Source organism: Bartonella sp. TT121SHDZB (genome assembly GCF_042193415.1).
GTDB lineage: Bacteria > Pseudomonadota > Alphaproteobacteria > Rhizobiales > Rhizobiaceae > Bartonella.
In genome coordinates this window covers 325-557 of the sequence record NZ_JBHILR010000084.1, presented here as the reverse complement: position 1 = coordinate 557, position 233 = coordinate 325, and the positions used below count along the sequence as shown (strand labels likewise).

Annotated in this window: 1 protein-coding gene; it reads left to right on the top strand. The window is 69.5% G+C overall.

The features are described from left to right. Positions 1–17: 17 nt before the first annotated feature. Positions 18–233: ATP-binding cassette domain-containing protein (locus ACFIKI_RS08635; protein WP_375666811.1), on the top strand; the 216-nt coding region annotated here is incomplete at its 3' end.

The window sequence follows — 233 nt, the reverse complement described above, 5'->3', positions numbered from 1 at the left end:
TGTTGCCCGGGCGTACCGTGGGTGTGGTCGGTGAATCGGGATCGGGCAAATCCACGCTGGCCCAGGCCGTGCTGGGGCTGCTGCCCCATGAGGGCCGGCTGCGCATTGCCGGCTATGCCTGGCAGCAGCCAGCCACGCGCAACTCGCCCGCCAACCGTGCGCTGCGGCGCAAGGTGCAGGTGGTGTTCCAGGACCCGTATTCATCGCTGTCGCCCCGGCTGACGCTGGAGCAG